Annotated in this window: 20 protein-coding genes; 11 read left to right on the top strand and 9 right to left on the bottom strand. The window is 63.4% G+C overall.

The annotated features are described in order from the left end of the window. Positions 1-392: 392 nt before the first annotated feature. Entirely contained in the window at positions 393-1,526 is a 1,134-nt protein-coding gene (locus FJ426_RS26880; protein WP_140561880.1) for a metallophosphoesterase, read from the bottom strand. Positions 1,527-1,639: 113 nt separating this feature from the next. Further along, positions 1,640-2,305: a TetR/AcrR family transcriptional regulator gene (locus tag FJ426_RS26875; RefSeq protein WP_140494296.1), complete on the bottom strand. Its 666-nt coding sequence runs from the start codon at positions 2,303-2,305 to the stop codon at positions 1,640-1,642. A gap of 119 nt (positions 2,306-2,424) precedes the next feature. Between FJ426_RS26875 and FJ426_RS26870 the strand changes: the two genes are divergently transcribed. The 4 genes from FJ426_RS26870 to FJ426_RS26855 all read left to right on the top strand — a co-directional run bounded on the left by FJ426_RS26870 (position 2,425) and on the right by FJ426_RS26855 (position 6,158). Then, positions 2,425-3,207, top strand: coding sequence for an NIPSNAP family protein (locus tag FJ426_RS26870; protein WP_140515517.1), 783 nt, complete (start codon positions 2,425-2,427; stop codon positions 3,205-3,207). A 376-nt stretch (positions 3,208-3,583) separates the two neighbouring features. After that, positions 3,584-4,981 (top strand): class II fumarate hydratase, encoded by a 1,398-nt coding sequence (fumC, locus tag FJ426_RS26865; RefSeq protein ID WP_140561879.1) that lies wholly within the window; start codon positions 3,584-3,586, stop codon positions 4,979-4,981. Positions 4,982-5,160: 179 nt separating this feature from the next. Beyond that, the gene (locus FJ426_RS26860) at positions 5,161-5,583 is read left to right on the top strand and encodes a DoxX family protein (RefSeq protein ID WP_140561877.1); all 423 of its coding nucleotides are present in this window, start codon (positions 5,161-5,163) and stop codon (positions 5,581-5,583) included. A 170-nt stretch (positions 5,584-5,753) separates the two neighbouring features. Continuing rightward, positions 5,754-6,158, top strand: a complete 405-nt coding sequence (locus tag FJ426_RS26855; RefSeq protein WP_140494304.1) for a DoxX family protein — start codon at positions 5,754-5,756, stop codon at positions 6,156-6,158. Positions 6,159-6,494: 336 nt separating this feature from the next. Here FJ426_RS26855 and ppx read toward each other — a convergent pair whose 3' ends face one another. Together ppx and FJ426_RS26845 are read right to left on the bottom strand one after the other, a co-directional pair. Beyond that, positions 6,495-8,030, bottom strand: coding sequence for an exopolyphosphatase (ppx, locus tag FJ426_RS26850; protein ID WP_140561875.1), 1,536 nt, complete (start codon positions 8,028-8,030; stop codon positions 6,495-6,497). Next, on the bottom strand, positions 8,030-10,222 hold the full coding sequence (locus tag FJ426_RS26845; protein ID WP_140561874.1) for an RNA degradosome polyphosphate kinase: 2,193 nt from the start codon (positions 10,220-10,222) through the stop codon (positions 8,030-8,032). Before FJ426_RS26845 ends, ppx begins: the two co-directional genes overlap by 1 nt. A 202-nt stretch (positions 10,223-10,424) precedes the next feature. Between FJ426_RS26845 and FJ426_RS26840 the strand changes: the two genes are divergently transcribed. Both FJ426_RS26840 and FJ426_RS26835 read left to right on the top strand, forming a co-directional pair. Beyond that, entirely contained in the window at positions 10,425-10,670 is a 246-nt protein-coding gene (locus FJ426_RS26840) for a zinc-finger domain-containing protein (RefSeq protein WP_140494310.1), read from the top strand. Positions 10,671-10,689: 19 nt separating this feature from the next. Then, positions 10,690-11,910, top strand: a complete 1,221-nt coding sequence (locus tag FJ426_RS26835) for an FAD-dependent monooxygenase (RefSeq protein ID WP_140561872.1) — start codon at positions 10,690-10,692, stop codon at positions 11,908-11,910. A 30-nt stretch (positions 11,911-11,940) separates the two neighbouring features. Here the strand turns inward: FJ426_RS26835 and FJ426_RS26830 are convergent, their stop codons facing one another. The 5 genes from FJ426_RS26830 to FJ426_RS26810 form a co-directional block, all read right to left on the bottom strand. After that, on the bottom strand, positions 11,941-12,606 hold the full coding sequence (locus tag FJ426_RS26830; protein WP_140561869.1) for a TIGR02117 family protein: 666 nt from the start codon (positions 12,604-12,606) through the stop codon (positions 11,941-11,943). 115 nt (positions 12,607-12,721) lie between these two features. Further along, on the bottom strand, positions 12,722-13,525 hold the full coding sequence (locus FJ426_RS26825) for an amino acid ABC transporter ATP-binding protein (RefSeq protein WP_140494315.1): 804 nt from the start codon (positions 13,523-13,525) through the stop codon (positions 12,722-12,724). A 15-nt stretch (positions 13,526-13,540) separates the two neighbouring features. Further along, entirely contained in the window at positions 13,541-14,698 is a 1,158-nt protein-coding gene (locus tag FJ426_RS26820) for an amino acid ABC transporter permease (protein ID WP_140561868.1), read from the bottom strand. 4 nt (positions 14,699-14,702) lie between these two features. Beyond that, positions 14,703-15,890, bottom strand: coding sequence for an amino acid ABC transporter permease (locus tag FJ426_RS26815; protein ID WP_140494318.1), 1,188 nt, complete (start codon positions 15,888-15,890; stop codon positions 14,703-14,705). A 65-nt stretch (positions 15,891-15,955) separates the two neighbouring features. Beyond that, positions 15,956-16,984, bottom strand: coding sequence for an amino acid ABC transporter substrate-binding protein (locus FJ426_RS26810; RefSeq protein ID WP_140494320.1), 1,029 nt, complete (start codon positions 16,982-16,984; stop codon positions 15,956-15,958). Between the two features lie 591 nt (positions 16,985-17,575). Here FJ426_RS26810 and FJ426_RS26805 point away from each other — a divergent pair. The 5 genes from FJ426_RS26805 (at position 17,576) to FJ426_RS26785 (ending at position 21,776) form a co-directional block, all read left to right on the top strand. After that, entirely contained in the window at positions 17,576-18,760 is a 1,185-nt protein-coding gene (locus FJ426_RS26805; protein WP_140515505.1) for a cystathionine beta-lyase, read from the top strand. A gap of 212 nt (positions 18,761-18,972) precedes the next feature. Next, a complete protein-coding gene (locus FJ426_RS26800; protein ID WP_140561866.1) occupies positions 18,973-20,061 on the top strand; it encodes an HPP family protein in 1,089 nt (362 codons plus the stop codon). 90 nt (positions 20,062-20,151) lie between these two features. Further along, a complete protein-coding gene (locus FJ426_RS26795) occupies positions 20,152-20,820 on the top strand; it encodes an RNA polymerase sigma factor (protein ID WP_140515501.1) in 669 nt (222 codons plus the stop codon). A 114-nt stretch (positions 20,821-20,934) separates the two neighbouring features. Next, positions 20,935-21,459, top strand: coding sequence for a DUF4142 domain-containing protein (locus FJ426_RS26790; RefSeq protein ID WP_140561864.1), 525 nt, complete (start codon positions 20,935-20,937; stop codon positions 21,457-21,459). Further along, the gene (locus FJ426_RS26785) at positions 21,456-21,776 is read left to right on the top strand and encodes a cupredoxin family copper-binding protein (RefSeq protein WP_181172805.1); all 321 of its coding nucleotides are present in this window, start codon (positions 21,456-21,458) and stop codon (positions 21,774-21,776) included. The genes FJ426_RS26790 and FJ426_RS26785 overlap by 4 nt, the downstream gene beginning before the upstream one ends. Positions 21,777-21,795: the final 19 nt, after the last annotated feature.

Here is a 21,795-nt window from a genome sequence, read left to right as displayed (position 1 = left end):
GAACCGCTTCGACGCCAAAACAGAAGCGGACAGATCATGTGCTACCAAACCGGACAACTTGATTAGCTACCGACAGGCTCGGCTCACCCGCCGCGACGGTTCACGCTAATCGGGCACTGAACAAAGCGGCCCTAAAAAAATCTGGACGCGCCGGGAGCCATTTCGGTCGAAGCACGTTTCATGGTTGTCGTCAGCAATTCACGAGAGCAATCGAAGGAAAAGCGAACGGCAAAGACGCCCCCCGCACGATAAAAGGTGCGAGGGGCGTTTTCTTTCGGCCCCTACATCGCGGCGGTCATCATCGGCGGCATCTCGTAGCGGAGGCCGAGGCCCGAGCGCACTGCCAGGTCGACGTCAGTCAGCGTCCGGGACGAAAAGGCCGCCGCGGGCTTTCATGTCTGGAACGGTTTGCTGAAGGCGTTGGTGAATGTGACCCCGCCGTGATCGTCGCTGGCTTCGCCCAGCACGACATCCATGCCATCATTGGTGACCCGCGCCAGTGCGAACCCGCCCATATAGGCCGCCTTTGGCTTGAAGAGATCAAGGCCGTCGCGCTGATAGATCATCGGCACCTCGTGCTGATGGCCATGGAAGATGGCAATCACGTTGTAGCCTTTCAGGGCCGCAAGCAGTGCCTGACGGTCCGCATCGCTCCACCAATGCGGCGGCCCCTTGCCGTCGTCGTCGAACGCCTTTTTGGCGGGATCCCATCGCCCAGTCGAAAAATTATCCCAGCCATAATGCTGAAACAGGATGACCGGGCGGCCGTCCGCCGCATAGGTCGCCAGATCCTGCTTCAGCCAGGGCAGGCTGCTGTCCGCGCCATGGCCGGTGTCGCCAGCGAAACGGTGGGTCTGGACGAGATGCAGCCCGCCCCAGTCCCACGCATAGCAGTCGGTCTCGACATCGTAGTCGGTGGCTGGAACCGGTGGCTTGAAGAACACGCCGGCACGGTGATTGACTTCGACATAGTCGCGCATTTCGCGCCGGTACCAGTCAACGTGATGCCGCGGGCCGTTTTGGTCGAGGTCATGATTGCCGAGCCCGACATAGACTGGAACATGCACGCGGTCAGGCCCCATGCCTTGCTGGTAACGCTGGCTGAATTGCAGCAATTGCGTGCCTTCACTCGGCTGGGTGATCTGACCACCGCCATCGTCGGTCATGTCGCCGCCGATGACGAGGCCGAGCGGCGTGCCGATTCGGCTGCCGGCGGAGCGTAGGCCCGTCGGGACGCCGCCGATCTCGACGGGCCATGTCTTGTCGCCAATGCCGTTCAGAGCCGCCACATTGCGCAGCAAGGCAGCGTCGGTCTTGCCTTCCTGCTGGCAATTGGGACTCAAGCCGCTGGCCATGCGGCAGGCATGGACATCGGCGATGAACAGGAAGGTGGCGTCGACAGGCTGAATGCGCTGCCCGGTCTGGCCGAGCGCCGGGCGTGGAAGCGCAAGGGCCGTGGCAAGACCGGCGGCCCGCGCCAGAAAACGGCGTCGTGATACCGATTTTGGTGAGAAGCGCTTCATCATGGGTTGAAGTTCAGCACGGACACCGGTCAGCAGTAAAGTTCAGCGCCCGGTCCACGGCTGCTGCCCTCCCCCAGAACGGAACTGAGTTGTAGGGATCGTTCCCGTCCTCGGCATCAAAGGTTTCCCGGTGGCAGCAATATCCTGCGACGCCGCCTCGTTGCGGCCATGGGCGAAGCTTGGGCGACATTCTGCTCCAGCCCCGCCAGGCAATCGCGCAACATGCCGGCATCCTGCGCCGTCTTGGCCATCGACATCGCGCCGGAATAGGCCGCGACGGCCAGGGCGGCGAAACGCTGCGGGTCGGTGTCCTGCTCCCTGCCCGCCTGCTGATCAGCCCGGACCTTGTCGGCGATCGCCTGGCGCCAGCCGGCAAAAATGCCGGCAAGGGCGGCGCGCAATTCGGCATCGACGAGCGACAGTTCATGTGCAAGGTTGTTGAGGGGACAGCCGCGCACGAAGCCTTGTTGCTCAAGTTCCGCCGCCACGGCTTCGAAGGCTGCACCCACGCCTTCGCGCGCCGAAGCGGCCGCCCGCAAAGGCGCCATCCATGTCTCTTCGACCGCCGCGGCCACACGCTCTTCGATCACCGCCAGCGCCAACGCTTTCTTGGTCGGGAAATGATGATGCAACGCGCCGCCGCTGACACCCGCCGCCGCCATCAGATCGCCGAGACTGGACGCGTGATAGCCGCGTACCTGAAAGGACTCCTGCGCGGCATCGAGCACTCTGTTGCGCATGCCTTCGGGATCATTGGTGCGCTTCTGGGCATGCCCTGTCATCGGGAATCTCCACCGTGCCCCTCCAGGAGGGAAGAAAAAGAAGCTAGCAGATTGACAAAACAGGACAACCGGTCTGTTTTATAAAACAGGATGATCACCCTGTTTTTGGAGACGAGCTTATGAGCCTGCCCCTGAGTGCCACATCGGAGACAGCAGCGCTCGCCTCCCCGGTCGTCGAACTGCGGCAGTACACGCTGAAACCCGGCAAACGCGATACCCTTATCGACCTCTTTGACGGCAAGCTGATCGAAGGCCAGGAAGAGGCCGGGATGACCATCATCGGCCAATTCCGGGATCTCGATCGCCCCGACATGTTCGTCTGGCTGCGCGGCTTCGAGGACATGGAGGTGCGCAAAGGCGCCCTGAGCGCCTTCTATGACGGTCCGGTATGGGCAGCGCACCGCAATGCCGCCAACGCCACGATGATCGATTCCGACGATGTGCTGCTGCTCAAACCTGCGTGGCCCGGCGCTGGCTTCGATCTCTCCGGCGCATTACGCGCGGGCTTGGCTGCCGACGAAAAGCCAGGCAGAAGCACGCCGCTGTCAGGCATGGTCGTGATTCGGATTTATCATTTGCGGCCGGGCGCAGAGGCCGCGTTCGCCAGCCGCTTCGAGGCCGAAGTCGCGCCGATGACGGCGTCACCCGGTGCGCGGCTGCTCGCCGCTTTCGTCACGGAGCACGCGGAAAACAGCTTTCCACGCCTGCCGGTGCGAGCGAGTGAGAATGTTTTCATCAGTGTGATGGGTTTTGATGGCGAAGAAGCGCACGCCCAGCATGAAACCGCGCTTGCCGCCTCGCCTGCATGGCAGGCCTTCTCGCACGCCGTCCGACATGACTTGGCCAGACCAACCGAAACCGTGCGCCTGTCGGCGACATCGCGCTCGCGGCTTTGTTGCTGATCTCCAGTCCGCCCGGAGACGGCGTCTGATCAGAGGCGGGGCGGCGTCTTTGCGGTGGACGGCGGGTATACGGCGGAGTGAGTGGACAGCCGATCTCCCCCCTCGTGGGGGAGATGGCCGGCAGGCCAGAGGGGGGCGCTGTCCCGCCGATCTCTCATTCGATTGCACTTCCGCGCTTGTTCTAACCTGAACGCAGTTGAATGACGACAGATAGCGTTCCTTCGCGCCCCCGCCGCCCTGCCGGGCATCTCCCCACGAGCGGGGAGATTGGCTCCGTCTTCAACCGATTTGCATCTTCACCGCCCGCAATCTCCGCTTGATGCGTTTTGTGCAACGCGATACGCCGTTGCCCAAATCGACAGACCGGAGACTTGCCGTGAGCGCTGCCAAGACCAGAACCGAAACCGATACGTTCGGTGCCATCGAGGTCGCCGCCGACCGCTATTGGGGCGCGCAGGCGCAGCGTTCGCTCGGCAATTTCAAGATCGGTTGGGAAAAGCAGCCGGCATCCGTCGTGCGCGCGCTCGGCATCGTCAAGCGGGCGGCGGCGGAAGCCAATATGGAGCTGAAGCGGCTCGATCCGGCGATCGGCAAGGCGATCGTCGAAGCCTCTCAAGAAGTCATCGACGGCAAGCTCAACGACCATTTCCCGCTGGTGGTCTGGCAGACCGGCTCGGGCACGCAATCCAACATGAACGCCAACGAGGTGATCTCCAACCGGGCGATCGAGATGCTGGGCGGCGTCATGGGCTCCAAGAAGCCGGTGCACCCGAACGACCACGTCAATATGAGCCAGTCGTCGAACGACACCTACCCGACCGCCATGCACATCGCCTGCGCCGAGCGCATCGTGCATGACCTGTTGCCGGCGCTGAAGCACCTGCACAAGGCGCTCGCCGCCAAGAGCAGAGCGTTCAGCCATATCATCAAGATCGGCCGCACCCACACGCAGGACGCCACCCCGCTTACGCTGGGCCAGGAATTCTCGGGCTACGCCGCGCAGGTCGCTTCGTCGATCAAGCGCATCGAGCTGACGTTGCCCGGCCTGCAGGAACTGGCGCAGGGCGGCACCGCCGTCGGCACCGGCCTCAACGCGCCCGTCGGCTTCGCCGAGCGGGTGGCCGACCGCATCGCCGCCATCACCGGCATCGCCTTCGTCACAGCGCCGAACAAGTTCGAGGCGCTCGCCGCCCATGATTCCATGGTATTCTCGCACGGTGCCATTAATGCCGCTGCCGCCGCGCTGTTCAAGATCGCCAACGACATCCGCTTCCTCGGTTCCGGCCCGCGTTCGGGCCTTGGCGAATTGTCATTGCCGGAAAACGAGCCTGGTTCCTCGATCATGCCGGGCAAGGTCAACCCGACGCAGTGCGAGGCGATGACCCAGGTCTGCGTGCAGGTGTTCGGCAACAATGCGGCGCTCACCTTCGCCGGCAGCCAGGGCCATTTCGAGCTCAACGTCTACAACCCGCTGATGGCCTACAACTTCCTGCAATCGGTGCAGTTGCTCGCCGACGCGTCGGTCTCCTTCACCGACAATTGCGTCGTCGGCATCGAGGCGCGCGAAGACAACATCAAGGCGGCCCTCGACCGCTCGCTGATGCTGGTGACGGCGCTTGCGCCCACCATCGGCTACGACAGCGCCGCCAAGATCGCCAAGACCGCGCACAAGAACGGCACCACGCTGCGCGAGGAAGCGCTGGCCACCGGGCTGGTCAGCGAAGCCGACTACGACCGGATCGTGCGGCCGGAAGATATGACCCATCCGGGGTGAAGGCACTTTTTCGGCGGGAGAATATCCTCCCGCCACCGCATCGACCGGCACGAATTTCCGTTTTTCACCACTTCACGGAAACGTATGTCCTGTGAACAATGTGTCGCCGGAGAGGCGGCTTTGGTGAACAGTCGGCATAGTCTATCTGACAGGCGATCAACCCCATTCGGAGAGCCACCATGTCCACCAACACGTCCTTCGCCGGCACCGGCACCGCGTCCAACAGTTCTGTCACGATCCTGCTCGGCCGCATCCTGCTTGCGGTCATTTTCCTGCTTTCCGGTTTCGGCAAGCTCAGCGCCCTTTCCGGCACCGCGGCCTATTTCGGCGGCCTCGGCCTGCCCTTGCCGACCGTGACGGCCATTGTCGTCGGCCTCATCGAACTGCTCGGCGGTCTGGCTATTCTCGTCGGCTTCCAGACCCGGATTGCCGCCTGGGTGCTGGCGATCTTCACCGTCGCCACGGCCCTGGTTGCCCACACCGGCTGGGCCGACCAGATGCAGATGATCAACTTCATGAAGAACCTGGCGATCACCGGCGGCTTCCTCGTGCTGGCTTCCTCAGGCGCCGGCGCCTATTCGATCGACGCCAAGCGCGGCTGAACTTCCCTCCCCCGTCTTGACAGCAGTGGCGCGGAATTTTCCGCGCCACTGTTTCGTTGTCGGTGCAGAAGCCTCAATTCAGTGCCCGGATTTGCCGGGGCATCGGTGGTAGGATCTATCGGTCCGGGTGGGTAAAGGCCCAAACCGGCCAAACGACAACGGAGGTGACCATGCCTCGCAACGCACTGCTTCTGGCTTCGCGGCTGCTGCTTGCCGCGCTGTTCGTACCGTCAGGCTTCCATGCGCTCGCCGACATTGCCGGCACATCGGGCTATTTCGCCGGCCTTGGCCTGCCGCTCCCGGGGCTCGCCGCGTGGGGCACGGGCCTGTTCGAGCTGATCGCCGGACTGCTGATACTCATCGGCTTCCAGACCCGGATCGTGGCTCTGCTTTTGGCCGCCTTCTGCATCGTTGCCGGCTTCATCGGCCATTACGGCCAGGGCGCCGATGATGCGACGCTTGCCTTCCTGCACCAGCAGATGCTGATGAAGGACATCGCGATATCGGGCGGCTTTCTGGCGCTCGCCATGGCCGGCGCCGGCGCCTGGTCGGTCGACGGGCGGGCTGCGGTTTGATATCGCCTAAATCGAAGGGCAGGCCCGGAACCAACCAGACAAATGCCCCGGGTTGGACTCTCAATGCCCGAGCCAAGCCAACGCCCGCGTCAAGTCGACCCCCCACTCCGTCGAGCTGCGCTCGACACCTCCCCCGATCGACGGGGTAGAGGAAGGGCGCGAGTTCGCCAATCTTGGCGCCCTTCCTCTCCCTCCGGAGGGGGGAGAGGTGGCTTGGCGAAGCCAAGACGGAGTGGGGGAAGCCGGTCTTCAAACGCGAAGCCGCTGATAAGCGGTGCCATTGAGTTGGTCTAATATCGGTGTGGATCAGATAACTCACGCTCTGGTAGGCCGTACCTATTTCACCGAAACGCTCGGCCCGCCTTCGACCGCCAGTACCAGGCGGCGGCCGGTAATTCGCGCCAGTTGCGCCAGGCGCCCGGCCGGGCGCTCGCCATAGAGATCTGCCAGCGATGCCGGCAAGACCAGCGCCAGCACGCCATTGCCGCGCTGCTCCCATTTCAGCCTTGGCATGACGCCGGGCATCGAGGCGGTCAGCAGGTAGACGACGCGCATCGATGCCGCCAGCACCCGCGCCCGCTCCAGATAGCGCGGTGTCGCCAGCGCCTTGATCTCGGGCGCGATGGCTTCGTTGAAGATGCCGTCGTGCCGATAAGCGTTGGCCATCGCCAGATAGGCGCGGCCAGGGTGGTCCACGCCGAAAAAGGAGGCGTGGGCGATGATGTTGAGCGATTGCTTGCCGCGATATTCGGGATGCGCGCGCCAACCGATGTCGGCCAGCAATGCCGCCGCGTGGCGGTAGCGCGCCTCGTCCTCGGTCTCGTCGATGCCGAAAGCGGCAAAGGTCTTGGCCGTCCAGTCGACGAGTTCATGCGCATGAGTGACCGAGCGCGAACGCAGCCGGGCGAGTTCATCCGATGCCGAGATCAGCGGATCGGCCTTCTGCTCGGCCTGGTCGAGCAGCGAATAGAGGAAGCCTTCGCGCACGCCGAGCGCCGAGACGATGATCTTCGACGGCTGCATCGCCGCCATGATTTCCTGCAGCACGATGGCGCCGTAAGGCAGGAGCGAGCGGCGGTTCTTCGAAACGCCCTCGATGCCTTTGATCTTCTCGATCTCGCCTTTCGCCACTTGCCGCAGGAAATTGGCGGCACTTTCGACGCCGATCTCGTAGTGGTGCATGACGCCAAGCGGATAGTTGGTCATCTCCATGTGCAGCCGGGCGAGATTTCGCCAGGTGCCGCCAACGGCATAGAAAGGCCTGCCTTGCCCGCCTTTCAGAAGCTTCGCCCGCCCCAGCTCGTCGCGCACGATTTTCGCCGCCTGCGTGAGGGAATTCTTGGCCATGTCCTGCAGGCGCAGGCCGCCCAGCGGCAACGTTATGCCGTCGCCGATCGCTTCGCCATTGACGTCGACCAGTTCAAGGCTGCCGCCACCGAGGTCACCCGCGATACCGTTGGCCGGATGAAAGCCGCAGATGACGCCGAGCGCGGAATAATAGGCTTCCTCGCGGCCGCTGATCACGCGGATCTCGGTCTTGAGCACGTCTTCGGCGCGGTGGATGAAATCGGGGCCGTTGACGGCCTCGCGCGCGGCGGCGGTCGCCAGCACGTACATGTGCTCGGCACCGGCCTGGTCGGAGAGCGCGCGGAAGCGGCGGAACTCCTCCATCGACCGTGTCACGCCCTCGGGGTCGAGCTTCCCCGTCGACACGATGCCGCGGCCGAGGCCCGCCAGCATCTTTTCGTTGAACAGCATGGTCGGCGAGCGCGCCAGCCCCTCATAGACGACAAGGCGGATCGAATTTGAGCCGATGTCGATGATGGACAGCGGTCGGCGATCCTGCAGCCGGCCCTGGGAATCGGACAGCATCAGGCGGCGGCGTTCTTCTTGCGGCGCTTGAATTGCGCGATCCGCTTCGGCGCATGCGATTTCAGCGCATCACCCCGTCCCGACAGGCTCGGATTGGTCATGAAATATTCCTGTGCGTTGAACGGCTCCTCGCCCTCCTCGAGCACGACGCGCCGGGAGGTTCCATCAGCCAATACGTCGAAACTTTGCTGATTGTCCATGATGTTGCCGAGCATGATCTGGCCCAGCACCTGTTCATGCACAGTTGGGTTGGTGATCGGCACCATGGTCTCGACGCGACGGTCGAGATTGCGCGGCATGAGGTCGGCCGAGGAGATGTAGACGACGGCCTCGTCCGACGGCAGGCCGTGGCCATTGCCGAAGCAATAGATGCGGCTGTGCTCGAGGAAACGGCCTACGATCGACTTGACCCTGATGTTTTCCGACAGGCCCGGCACCTGCGGCCGCAGGCAGCATATGCCGCGCACCACGAGGTCGATCTCGACGCCCGCGCGGCTGGCGTCATAGAGCGCATCGATGATGATCGGATCGACAAGGGCGTTCATCTTCATCCAGATGCGTGCCGGCCGTCCCTCGAGCGCGTGGGCGACCTCATCGGAAATGTGCCGCAGGATACGGTTCCTCAGCGTGAAGGGCGAGATCGCCAGCCGCATTTCGGCGGTCGGCTCGGCATAGCCGGTGATGAAGTTGAAAAGCTGGGCGACATCGCGTGCGATCGTTGCATCGGTGGTGAAGAAGGACAGGTCGGTGTAGATGCGCGCGGTCACCGGATGGTAATTGCCGGTGCCCAGATGCACATAATTGCGCAGCTTGCCGTCCTCGCGCCGCACCACCAGCGACATTTTGGCGTGGGTCTTGAGCTCGAGGAAGCCGAACACGACCTGGACGCCGGCGCGCTCGAGGTCGCGCGCCCAGCGGATGTTGGCCTCCTCGTCGAAGCGGGCCTTGAGTTCGACCAGCGCCGTCACCGACTTGCCGGCCTCGGCCGCGTCGACCAGCGCACGCACGATCGGGCTGTCGTTGGAGGTGCGGTAAAGCGTCTGCTTGATCGCCACCACTTCCGGGTCGGCCATCGCCTGGCGCAGGAACTGCACCACGACGTCGAAGGATTCGTAGGGGTGGTGGACGATGATGTCCTTCTCGCGGATAGCGGCGAAGCAATCGCCGCCATGCTCGCGGATGCGCTCGGGGAAACGCGGATTGTAGGGCGTGAATTTGAGGTCGTCGCGGGCAACGGCGACGATCTCAGAAATCTGGCTGAGCGCCAGCGGGCCGGTCAGGACGCTGATGCGGCTCGACGAAACGCCGAGTTCGCCGGCGACGAATTCGCGCAGTTCGGCCGGCATGAGCATGTCGAACTCGATGCGAATGACGGAGCCGCGGCGGCGGCGCTTTAGCGCGGTCTCGAACAGGCGCACGAGATCTTCCGATTCCTCCTCGACCTCGATGTCGCTGTCGCGAATGATGCGGAACGTGCCGGAGCCCTTGACCTCGTAACCCGGGAACAACTTGCCGATGTAAAGGCCGACCGCCTCTTCCAGCGGGATGAAGCGGACATGGTGCTTGCGGTCCGGCAGGCGGATGAAGCGCTTCAGCGCCACCGGCAGGCGCAAGAGCGCGCTCATCTCCTCGCCGTTCTTGCGATGGCGAAGCTGCAGCGCCATAGAGAAGCCGAGATTGGGGATGAACGGGAATGGGTGCGCCGGGTCGATCGACAATGGCGTGAGAACAGGAAACACCTGGTCCTGGAAGTGCTCCTCCAGCCAGGCCTTCTCGTCCTTGGTCAGCGCGTCGCGGGTGATGCTCTCGATGCCTTCCTTGTTGAGCAGCACGGTCAGCGCCGAAAGGCTCTTCTGCTGGTCTTCCTGCAACCGTTCGACCTCACGCAGCAGCTGTTCGAGCTGCTGTTCGGGGGTACGCCCGTCCGGACTTCTCAACACGATGCCTTCGCGAACCTGGCCAGCCAGGCCGGCGACGCGCACCATGAAAAACTCATCGAGATTGGCCGCGGAGATCGACAGGAAACGTACCCTCTCCAGCAGCGGATGGTTTGTGTTCTGCGATTCCTCGAGCACGCGGCGGTTGAACTGCAACCAGGAGAACTCGCGATTGACGAAACGATCCGGATTGCCTTCCGGGCTTGCCGCTTCCGCATTGATGAACTCGCTCTGGACCGGCTTCAGTTCGTTCATGGTTCCTGCTCTTCCCACGTCTGGTTGCTTCGCCGCTTTTTCGGGCGGCGCCCAGGCTGTTGCGCCTGGCTGCGATGCTCCAGCCGGTTAACCGGCTTAACTTATCCTCTGACAGGCTTTTGCGACAGTTTCATTTCATCGAACTTGCAAACAGACCGGTTATGATCCAAACGCTGAGCAGACTGCGCTAAAGGAGACGACGATGGCAGGCGGTTCCATTCCCCATTTCCAGAACGATGCGGGCCATCCGGCGATCGATATCGGAGTCAAGGAATTCATGTGCACCGGCGCCAACCCGCCTTTCGACCATCCGCATGTGTTTCTCGACATGGGCGACGACAATGAGAAGGTCTGCCCCTACTGCTCGACGCTCTACCGCTATTCGCCGAAGCTGACGGCGATGGAAACGCTGCCGGCCGGCTGCCTCTACATCGATCAGGCCGCCTGACCTCCAGCGGGCCGGGCCAATGGCAGACGCACAGTCCCGGCAAGTCATCATCGCCGGGGCGGGTATTGCCGGGCTGACCGCGGCACTGGCTTTCGCCGAGCGCGGCTATACCGTGCGGATCTTCGAACAGGCGCAGCGCCTCGAAGCGGCGGGCGCCGGCATCCAGCTTTCGCCCAACGCGACACGCATCCTGCGTGAGCTCGGCGTACTCGACGCACTTCTTCCCAATGCCGTCAGGCCGGAAGCCGTGGTGCTGAAGGATGCGGCAACCTTGGGCGAACTGGCGCGCGTGCCTCTTGGACGAGCAGGCGAGGCGCGCTGGGGTGCGCCCTACCTCGTGGCGCATCGAGCGGACCTGCAAAACGCGCTGATGGCGCGCGTGGCTGCCATGCCCGATGTTCATCTCACCACCGGCGCGCGCCTTGACAGCGTCACGATCAGCAGTTCAGGCATCACCGCGGCAGCCGATGTGGGTGGCAGGCCCGTCGCGGCGGAAGGTTTCCTTCTGGTCGGCGCCGATGGCGTCTGGTCGTCGGTCCGCGGACTTGCCGACCCAGCAAGAACCAGCCCTGCGAAAAGCCACTTCTCGGGCGAACTGGCCTGGCGGGCAACCGTCAGCGCAGACAGTCCTGCCGGGCAAGCTTTTGCAGAGATCGGTGCGCCGGACTGCGTCACCACCTTCCTGCATCCCGGCTTTCACATGGTCGCCTATCCCGTCAGCAAGGGCAGCGCCATCAACCTCGTCGCTTTCACCAGGGGCGAGCGTATCGCCGAAGGCTGGTCCGGCCATGCCGATCCCGCAATCCTGGCCGGCGCCGTGCGCGGCACCGCGCCGGCGCTGGCAAGGCTTGCGGAGTTGGCCGGCCCGTGGGCGGCCTGGCCGATCCATACGGTCGATCAGAAGCAGCCATGGGTAAGGTCGGGCCGCATCGCGCTGGTCGGCGACGCGGCGCATGCCATGACGCCGTTCGCGGCACAGGGCGCCGCGATGGCCATCGAGGATGCCGCCACGCTTGCCGACGTCATGGCCGCCTCCCCTGCCGACCTGGCCGGAAGTCTTCAAATCTGGGAAGGCCTGCGCCGGCCGCGCGTCGTGAGAGTGGCACGTCGCGGCGCCCTCAACCGCCTTGCCTGGCATGCCTGGGGTCCGGTGGCGTTGGCGCGCAACCTTTTCCTGAAAATGCGGGCGCCGGAGAAGCTCGCCGCGGATTTGGACTGGCTTTATGGGTGGCGGGCCTAGAACTCGAACGAGGCGTTGGCGTTATCTGCGCTACCTACCATTATACAGCTTCAACGACCACCCAAGCGAGACCGGCAGCGGGTTCCACCAACCGGTCCGCAGGCCGGCGGTTCGCAAGGCGGCGGCCGTCCAGGTGTTGCAGCCGGCCAGCGCATTGAAATGGCCGTTCGCCTCATAGAAGCGGTCGAAATCGGAATAGGCGGCCCCGGCGATGACGATCGGCCCGCCTGGTCCTTGCTGAAAACTCGCATCGATGAAGTCGAGCAATGCGGCAAAGCGGTCTTCCGGGATGTCGAAGCCGGCGACATCGGGCCCGGAGATATCGCCGGCGACCTCGACATGCATCACTGAAGCGTCAAGCGTCAGGGCCTTGAATACGGGCATCGCCTTCAGCTGCGACCAAGTCGGCGTCTCCAGGTAGAAGGCGCGGCCGCCCCAGCCGAAGACGATGTAGCGCACCTCGGGCGCGTCGGAAGGCTGGCCGGCAGCGGCGAGGAAGCGAAAGCGCCGGCGCACGCCATCATCGACGGGAATGGCGATGTCGGTGTGGATCGGATTGCTCAGCACCAGAATGTGCCTGGCGCCCTCGCCGGCCGCGGCAGCCGGCCAGAGTGGTCGCGGCACCAGCGTGCCGAGTGCCGCGACCAGCACCACCGCGGCAACCACCACGGCCAGGAAACGAAGGCGTTTTCTCATCCGGGCATAGTTCTTGCGATTCCATCACGTTTCAATCGAAACGATCCGATCGGCCAAATGTGAAAAAGCCCGACCGTGGCGCGGCCGGGCTCCTTCCATTTCGACGAAGCAGCGCTCAGTGCAATATCTGCGACAGGAACAGCTTCGTGCGCTCGTGGCGCGGGTGATCGAAGAACTCGGCCGGCGTGTTCTGCTCGACGATCTGGCCCTGATCCATGAAGATCACCCGGTTGGCGACTTTCCGCGCGAAGCCCATTTCGTGGGTGACGCACAGCATGGTCATGCCTTCCTCGGCAAGGCTAACCATGGTCTCCAGCACTTCCTTGATCATTTCCGGGTCGAGTGCCGAGGTCGGCTCATCGAACAGCATGATGCGCGGGTTCATGCACAGCGAACGGGCGATCGCCACGCGCTGCTGCTGACCGCCGGAGAGCTGGCCCGGATATTTGTTGGCCTGCTCGGGGATCTTGACGCGCTTGAGGAAATGCATGGCCATCTCCTCGGCCTGTTTCTTCGGCGTCTTGCGGACCCAGATCGGCGCCAGCGTGCAGTTCTCCAGGATGGTCAGGTGGGGGAACAGGTTGAAGTGCTGGAACACCATGCCGACCTCTCGGCGCACCTCGTCGATCTTCTTGAGATCGTTGGTCAATTCCTTGCCGTCGACGAAGATCTTGCCCTTCTGGTGTTCTTCGAGCCGGTTGATGCAGCGGATCATGGTCGACTTGCCGGAGCCGGACGGGCCGCAGATGACGATGCGCTCGCCGCGCATCACCTTGAGGTTGATGTCCTTCAGCACATGGAACTCGCCATACCATTTGTGCATGGCGATGATGTCGATGGCGACATCGGTGGTCGAGATGTGCATCTTCGCCGCATTGACCTTGATCTCTTCCGCGCTGACGGCGTTTTCGGTGGCCATGAACCAATCCCCTTTTTATCGTTTGTAACCGGTGTCGAGCCGGCGTTCCGTATACATTGAATAGCGCGACATGCCGAAGCAGAACAGCCAAAACACGAAGGCGGCGAACACGAGACCGGATTTCGCGGTCTGCGGCGTCGCCCAGTTGGCGTCCGAGAAGTTCTGCTTGACGACGCCGAGCAGGTCGAACATCGAAATGATGAGGACCAGGCTGGTGTCCTTGAACATGCCGATGAACGTGTTGACGATGCCGGGAATGACCAGCTTCAGCGCCTGCGGCAGCACGATCAGTCCCATCTTCTGCCAATAGCCGAGGCCGAGCGAATCGGCGCCCTCATATTGGCCCTTGGGGATCGCCTGCAGGCCGCCGCGCACCACTTCCGCCATATAGGCGGCGGCAAACAGCGACACGCCGATCAATGCCCTCAGATACTTGTCGAAGGTGACGCCGGCGGGCAGGAAAAGCGGCAGCATGACGCTGACGAAGAACAGCACTGTGATCAGCGGGATGCCGCGCACAGCTTCAATGAAGATGATGCACAGCATCTTGACGATCGGCATCTTGGAGCGCCGGCCGAGCGCCAGCACGGTGCCCAGCGGCAGCGACACGGCGATTCCGACGAAGGAGAGGCTGAGCGTGATCAGCAGTCCGCCCCACCGCGACGTCTCGACATGCGGCAGACCGAACACGCCGCCGACCAGAAGGAAGAAGGCGACGATCGGCAGCACCAGGAAAAGCAGGATGGCGTTCAGGCCCTTGCGCGGCACGCTGGGGATCAGCATCGGCACCAGCAGCGCCGCGAACAGGATAGCGACCAGGATCGGCCGCCAGCGCTCCTCGACCGGATAAGTGCCGAACATGAACTGGCCGAACTTAGCGTTGACGAAGGCCCAGCAGGCGCCGCTCCAGCCATCGGGCTGGATGCCGCCCTGCGCCACTGTCGCGCAGACGGTCCGGTCCGGCCCGGTCCACTGGGCATTGATGAAGGCCCAGTTGATGACCTGCGGCAGGACCCAGGCGACGATGATGATGCCGAGTATGGTGAGGATGGTGTCGCCGACCGAACCGACGAGGTTCTTGCGGACCCAGGCATACAGGCCACGCTCGCTGATCGGCGCCGCCTCCGCCAGGGCCATTTCGGTGCGCACCCAGGACATGTCGTGTTCCTGCATGGCCCTACCTTTCCACCAACGCCATCCTGGCATTGACCACGTTCATCACGGCCGAGGTCACCAGGCTGAGTATGAGATAGGCGATCATCATGATCAGCACGCCCTCGACCGCCTGGCCGGTCTGGTTGAGCACCGTGCCGGCGGTTGCCGTCAGGTCCGGATAGCCGATGGCGATGGCCAGCGAGGAGTTCTTGGTCAGGTTGAGATACTGGCTGGTCAACGGCGGGATGACGATGCGCATGGCCTGCGGCACCACGACCAGCCGCAGGATCGATCCCGAGCGCAGGCCAAGTGCGGCGGCGGCCTCGGTCTGGCCCTTGCTGACACCCCTGATGCCGGCCCGCACGATCTCGGCGATGAAGGCCGCCGTGTAGCAGGACAGCGCCAGATAGAGCGACAGGAACTCCGGCTTGACCTGGAAGCCGCCGGTCAGGTTGAAGGTCGACTGTTTCGGAAAATCGAAGCTTAGCGGAAAGCCGCTCAGCGCATAGGCGAGCAGCGGCAGGCCGACGATCAGCGCGACGGACGTCCAGAACACGGGAAACTGCTGACCCGTCGCCATCTGCCGCTGGCGCGCCTTGCGGGCGACGAACCAGGCCATGGCGATGCCCACGATGAGCGCCACGAAGATCAGCCATGAGCCCTCGCCCCAGACGGCGCGCGGGAAATAGAAACCGCGCTGGTTGAGGAAGGAACCGAAAGGCAGGTTATAGCTCTCGCGCGGCGGCGGCAACACGGCCAGCACGCCCGAATACCAGAAGAAGATGACCAGCAGCGGCGGGATGTTGCGGAAGATCTCGACATAGACCGTGCAGATCTTGCGGATCAGCCAATTCTGCGACAGCCGGCCGATGCCGATGACGAAGCCGATAATGGTCGCGGTGACGATGCCGGCCACGGCGACGATGATGGTGTTGATCAGGCCGACAATGATGGCGCGACCGTAGGTCGAATCGGACGTGTAGGCGATCGGCGTGTCCGAGATGTCGAATCCGGCGCGGCCCCTGAGAAAGCCGAAACCGGAGGCGATGTGAAGACGCTGCAGATTGTCGATGACGTTCTGCACGATCCACCAGACAGAGCCGAACAGAACGACGACGACCAGCGTCTGGAAGAAGAGACTGCGGACTTTCGGGTCGTTGATAAAGGAGCCGCGACTTGTGTCCTCGCGAAGGACTTCCTGCGATGCCATATCACCGTCCCCTGTGAAAGAGAAACCGGAAGGCAGAACCATCTGCCTTCCGGATCACATTTCGATCAGCGGATCGGCGGAGCGTATTGCAGGCCGCCCTTGGTCCACAGCGCGTTGATGCCGCGGGCGATCTTCAGCGGGCTGCCCGAGCCGACATTGCGATCGAACATTTCGCCGTAATTGCCAACCGCCTTGACGATGTTGACGACCCAGTCGTTGGAGACGCCGAGATCGGTGCCGATCTTGGTGTCGGCTTCCTGGCCAAGCACGCGCTTGATCTCAGGGCTGGCCGAGTTCTTCATCTCGTCGACATTGGCCTTGGTGATGCCGAGTTCCTCGGCGTCGAGCAGCGCGAAATAGGTCCACTTGACGATATGGTACCACTGGTCGTCGCCCTGGCGCACCGCCGGTCCGAGCGGCTCCTTGGAGATGATCTCCGGCAGCACGACGTGATCGGCCGGCGCACCCAGCGTCAGGCGGATGCCGTAAAGGCCCGACTGGTCTGTGGTGTAGACGTCGCAGCGGCCGGCGTCATAGGCTGCGTTGACCTCTTCGAGCTTCTCGAAAACGACCGGATTGTACTCCATCTTGTTCGCCTTAAAGTAGTCGGCGAGGTTGAGCTCGGTGGTGGTGCCGCTCTGCACGCAGACGGCGGCGCCGGACAGCTGAAGCGCCGAATTGACGCCCGGCAGCTTCTTGGCGTTGATCATGAAGCCCTGGCCGTCATAGTAGGTGGTGCCGATGAAGTTCAGGCCAAGTGCCGTGTCGCGGTTAATGGTCCAGGTGGTGTTGCGCGACAGGATGTCGATCTCGCCCGACTGCAGCGCGGTGAAGCGCTCCTTGGCGCTGAGCGGCGTGAACTTGACCTTGGAGCCGTCACCGAAGACGGCGGCCGCCACGGCGCGGCAGAAATCGGCATCGATGCCTTGCCAGTCACCCTTGTCGTCCGGCGCGGAGAAGCCGGCCAGACCCGTCGAGACGCCGCACTGGATGAAGCCCTTCTGCTTGACCGTGTCGAGCGTGGTGGCTGAAGCCGTTGAAGCCACGGCTCCAAGCGCGGCGGCTCCAAGGATGCCGATTGCAATGTGTTTCATGACCCACAGACCCTTTTCTGTTTTCAGGCAAACCTGATCTTTTTTTCCCGCGTGAACGCAGCTTTTCGTTCCGGCCCATTTCCGGAACTCCGCATCGCAGTCGACGCGCCGCCTCCCATTCACGAACAGCATCGAAGGCGATAATTCCTGTGAGGTCAAGGAAAATGACCGAATTCAGATGGGTTTGAAAATCGTTTGCCGCAATTGCCTGAATAGCAGACAAACGCGCCCGCAATTTAGTCAGAAGCGCGAATAAAGCCGGCGAAGCTCGCCCTACGCCAGGCTGCGCTCTGTCCGCAAAAAATCCATCCGCCCGATTACTCTGCGTTACTGTGCTCTGCCGGCCGGTTGCGTGCCGATGTCTGCGCCCTCTGGCTGGATCTGGGTCATGGTGAGGTACGCTTTGCGCTATCAGGCGACGCATGCCGCTGCCGGCGGCGGGCTTTCTGGCCGCGCCATTACGCTTGCAGTCGGCCTGCGGCGGCTCCGGCAATTGGCACATTCGAAGTCGGGGTCCTGGCGAAAGCCGGCTGTTGCGCGGTCCATGTCGCCGCACTATGGCTAGCGGCTTACCAAAAAAGGCGACGACGAATGGCAAAAGACGGCAACGAGCCGGTGACTGGCAAAATGGGCATCAACACGCGGCTTGCCCATTCGGGCAACAACCCGCACGACTATTTCGGCTTCGTCAATCCGCCTGTCGTGCACGCCTCCACGGTGCTGTTCCGCAATGCCGCCTCGATGGCTGGACGGGACCAGAAATACACCTACGGCACGCGCGGCACACCGACCACCGACGCCTTGGCCCAGGCCATAGACGCGCTGGAGGGGTCGGCCGGCACGATCGTGGTCCCGTCGGGCCTGGCGGCGGTGACGGTGCCGCTGCTTGCCTTCGTTTCGGCGGGCGACCACCTGCTGATCGTCGACAGCGTCTATCATCCGACGCGCAACTTCGCCGACACGATGCTGAAGCGGCTCGGCGTCGAGGTCGAGTATTATGCTCCCGGCATCGGCGCGGGCATCGCCGCCTTGATCAAGCCGAACACCAAGGTGGTGTTCACGGAATCGCCGGCCTCAAACACGTTCGAGGTGCAGGACATACCAGCCATCGCGAAGGCCGCGCACGCCGCCGGTGCCATCGTCATGATGGACAATACCTGGGCGACGCCGCTTTATTTCCGTCCGCTCGACCATGGCGTCGACATCTCGATCCATGCGGCGACGAAATATCCCGCCGGTCATTCGGACGTGCTGCTGGGTACGGTGTCGGCCACCGAGGCCTGCTGGAAACAGCTGTATGAAAGCTTCTGCACGCTTGGCTGCTGCGCCGGACCCGACGACGTCTACCAGGTGCTGCGCGGCTTGCGCACCATGGGGGTGCGCCTCGATCACCATCAGCGCAGCGCGCTCGCCATCGCGGCATGGCTGGAGGGCCAGAAGGGCGTGGCGCGCGTGCTCCACCCCGGCCTTCCCAGTCATCCCGACCACGCGCTGTGGAAACGTGACTTTTCCGGCTCCAGCGGCATCTTCTCCATCGTGCTTGCCGGCGGCGGCCAGAAACAGCAGCACGCGTTCCTCGACGCATTGCGGATCTTCGGTCTCGGCTACTCCTGGGGCGGTTACGAGAGCCTTGCCGTGCCGGTCTGGCTCGGCGACCGCGTCGTTGCCAAGGGCCCCTATGAAGGGCCGTTGATTCGTCTCCAGATCGGCCTCGAGGATGTCGAGGACCTCATGACCGATATTCTTCGCGGGCTCACCGCCGCCGCAGCGGCCTGACGCGACCTCTCGGACCGATACCAGCAACGTCCGCAAGGCCTTGACGCGATTGAGCAAACGGGGGCTGCACGCGGCGCCCCGGTCCGGCCATGTCGGCAATATTATTCTCCCCATCCGCAGTTTTGCGGATTTGTTTGACTTCCAAATTGCCGGCTTCCGCTTCATTGCGGCAGCGGAAATCATTCCCCAGCCACCGCACCAAGAGCCTGCCCATGGCGTTCCGCCTCTTTGTTCCCATTCTTGCCGGCGCGACGCTGCGCGAACGCATCATCGCCTGCGTCGGTGCGATGATCGGCATTGCGCTGACTGGCGCGATCAGCGGACTCACACTGGGTAGCGGGCCACATGTGCCGCTGCTGGTGGCGCCAATGGGAGCATCGGCGGTGCTGTTGTTCGCGGTGCCCGCCAGCCCGCTGGCGCAGCCCTGGTCGATCATCGGCGGCAACACGATCTCGGCGCTTGTCGGCGTGATCGTGGTGCAATTCGTGCACCAGCCGGTGCTCGCCACCGGTATTGCGGTAGCGTTGGCGATCGCCGCAATGTCGTTCACGCGCTGCCTGCATCCACCCGGGGGTGCGGCGGCATTGACCGCGGTGTTCGGCGGTCCAGCCGTGATCAGCGCCGGCTTCCTGTTTCCCTTCGTGCCGGTGGCGGTCAATTCGATGCTGCTGGTGGCGCTTGGCTACGGCTTCCACAAGCTGGCCCGGCGCAACTACCCGCACGTGCCGGCCCCGGCGCCGGTAAACAGCCACGGCACCATCGACCCGCCGGCGCAATTGCGTGTCGGTTTTCGCTCCGAGGACATCGATGCCGCGCTTGGAGCGCTCGACGAGACCTTCGACATCGACCGGGGCGATCTCGACCGGCTGCTGCGGCAGGTCGAATTGCAGGCCATGGTGCGCGAGCATGCGACGTTGCGGTGCGAAGACATCATGTCGCGCGACGTCATCTCGGTGGACGAGCACACGCCAGCCGCCGCTGCGCGCCAATTGCTGCTTGACCACAACATACGAACCTTGCCGGTGGTGGATGCCGAGGCAAGGCTGGCCGGAACCGTGGGCTTGCGGGAACTGACACTGGCGGCCGGCACGGTCGGAACCGTGATCTCGCCGGCGGCAACCGCAACTGCCGGCTCGAACGCCATGGCGCTGCTGCCAGTGCTGACCGACGGGCGCAGTCACGCCGTCATCATCGTCGACGATAAAAACCACATCCTCGGGCTGATCACGCAAACCGATCTGCTGGCCGCGACGGCGCGGATGCAAAACACCGGCAGGGAGCCGGCCAAAGTGCTAGCATAGGCAGCCAGGCGGATCGCCTGGCGTGATTTTTCGGGAACCTTTTTTCGAAACCTGCATCCAATCTTTCGTGCAAGGATCGATGGAGGACACATGCCCGCGCTGACGGCAACATCAACAGCGACGGACGAGCTCCGGCTCGTAGCCCGCGCGCTTGCCCGCGACAGCGATGCCTTTCGCAAGATCATGAAGCTGAACAACCAGCGGCTCTACCGACTGGCGCGCGGCATGGTGCGCAACGACAGCGAGGCCGAGGACATCGTGCAGGAGGCCTATGTCAGGGCCTTTACCAATCTCGGCACCTATCGCGGCGATGCTTCGCTTTCCACCTGGCTGTCGCGCATCGTCATCAACGAGGCGCTCGGGCGGCTTCGCAAAGGACGGCGAACCGTGGCCATGCCTGAAAACCCGGAAGCGCAGATCATCCGGTTTCCCCTTAACCCAAGCGACGATCCGGAGCGGACGATGGCGCAGCGGCAGATCCTCGGGCTTGTCGAGCGGGCGACCGACAGCCTGCCCGACGCCTATCGCGCGGTTTTCGTAGCCCGCGTCATCGAGGGGCTGAGCATCGAGGAGACCGCCGACCTGCTCGGCGTGCGGCCAGAGACCGTCAAGACGAGACTGCACCGCGCCCGCGCTTTGCTGCGTAAGGCGCTGGACGACGAGATCGGGCCGGTGCTGCTCGACGCTTTCCCCTTCGCCGGCCGGCGCTGCGAACGGCTGACTCAGGCCGTGATGAAGCGGCTCGGGTTCGAGGGGTGATCTTCACGGCCAGATCTTCGCCGATTGTCGGGAACGTTTCCGCGCCATCCTCATCCAATGAATGTCAACCCAGATGAAGCCCGCTGCCCAGGCTGTCGGGCGGAAGGAGATGCCATGCTTATCCGACATACCGCAGCGTTTGCCGCCCTCTTGCTGCTTGGCGCTGCCCCATTCGCGCAAGCTGCCGACAAGCCGACCGACCCGCAGATCGCCCACATCGCCTACACAGCCGACATGATCGACATCGAGGCGGCCAAGCAGGCAATCAAGAAATCCAAGAACAAGGAAGTCGTCGATTTCGCCAAGGACATGGAGCGCGACCACGAAGCGGTGAACAAGCAGGCGCTCGACCTGCTCAAGAAGCTCAAGGTGAAGCCGGAAGACAATGCCACCAGCCAGGCGCTGACCAAGGCGGCGAAAGAGGAACATGCCAAGCTCGCCAAGCTGAAAGGGGCTGCCTTCGACAAGGCCTATATCGAAAACGAGGTGGCCTACCACAAGCAGGTCAATGGAGCGCTCGAAACCCTGCTCATTCCGTCAGCCAGCAATGCCGAGCTGAAGAGCCTGCTCGAAACCGGCCTCAAGATCTTCCAGGGGCATGAGCAGCATGCCGAACATGTCGCCGGCATGTTGAAATGAAAGCGGCCGCGCTGATCCGACCGCTCCCTGTCGGGCTGGCGCTGGCGCTTGCCGCCGGCCCGGCGCCGGCCGCGACGATCGAGGTGACGATCGACAAGCTCGTCTTCTCGCCCGCAAGCGTCGAGGCCAGGGTCGGCGACACGATCGAGTGGGTGAACAAGGACGCATTCGCCCACACGGCCACGGTGAAGGGCGGCTGGGAGGTGATGATCCCGCCGAAGGCGAAGGGAAAACTGACCCTCAAGACGGCGGGAGCGGTTGATTATTTCTGCCGCTTCCATCCCAACATGAAAGGCCGATTGGTAGTGGCGCCCTGAAAATCTGGGCCGGTGGCGG

Origin of the sequence: Mesorhizobium sp. B2-6-4 (genome assembly GCF_006441495.1) — a bacterium.
Lineage (GTDB): Bacteria > Pseudomonadota > Alphaproteobacteria > Rhizobiales > Rhizobiaceae > Mesorhizobium.
This window is presented reverse-complemented; position numbering and strand designations above follow the sequence as displayed.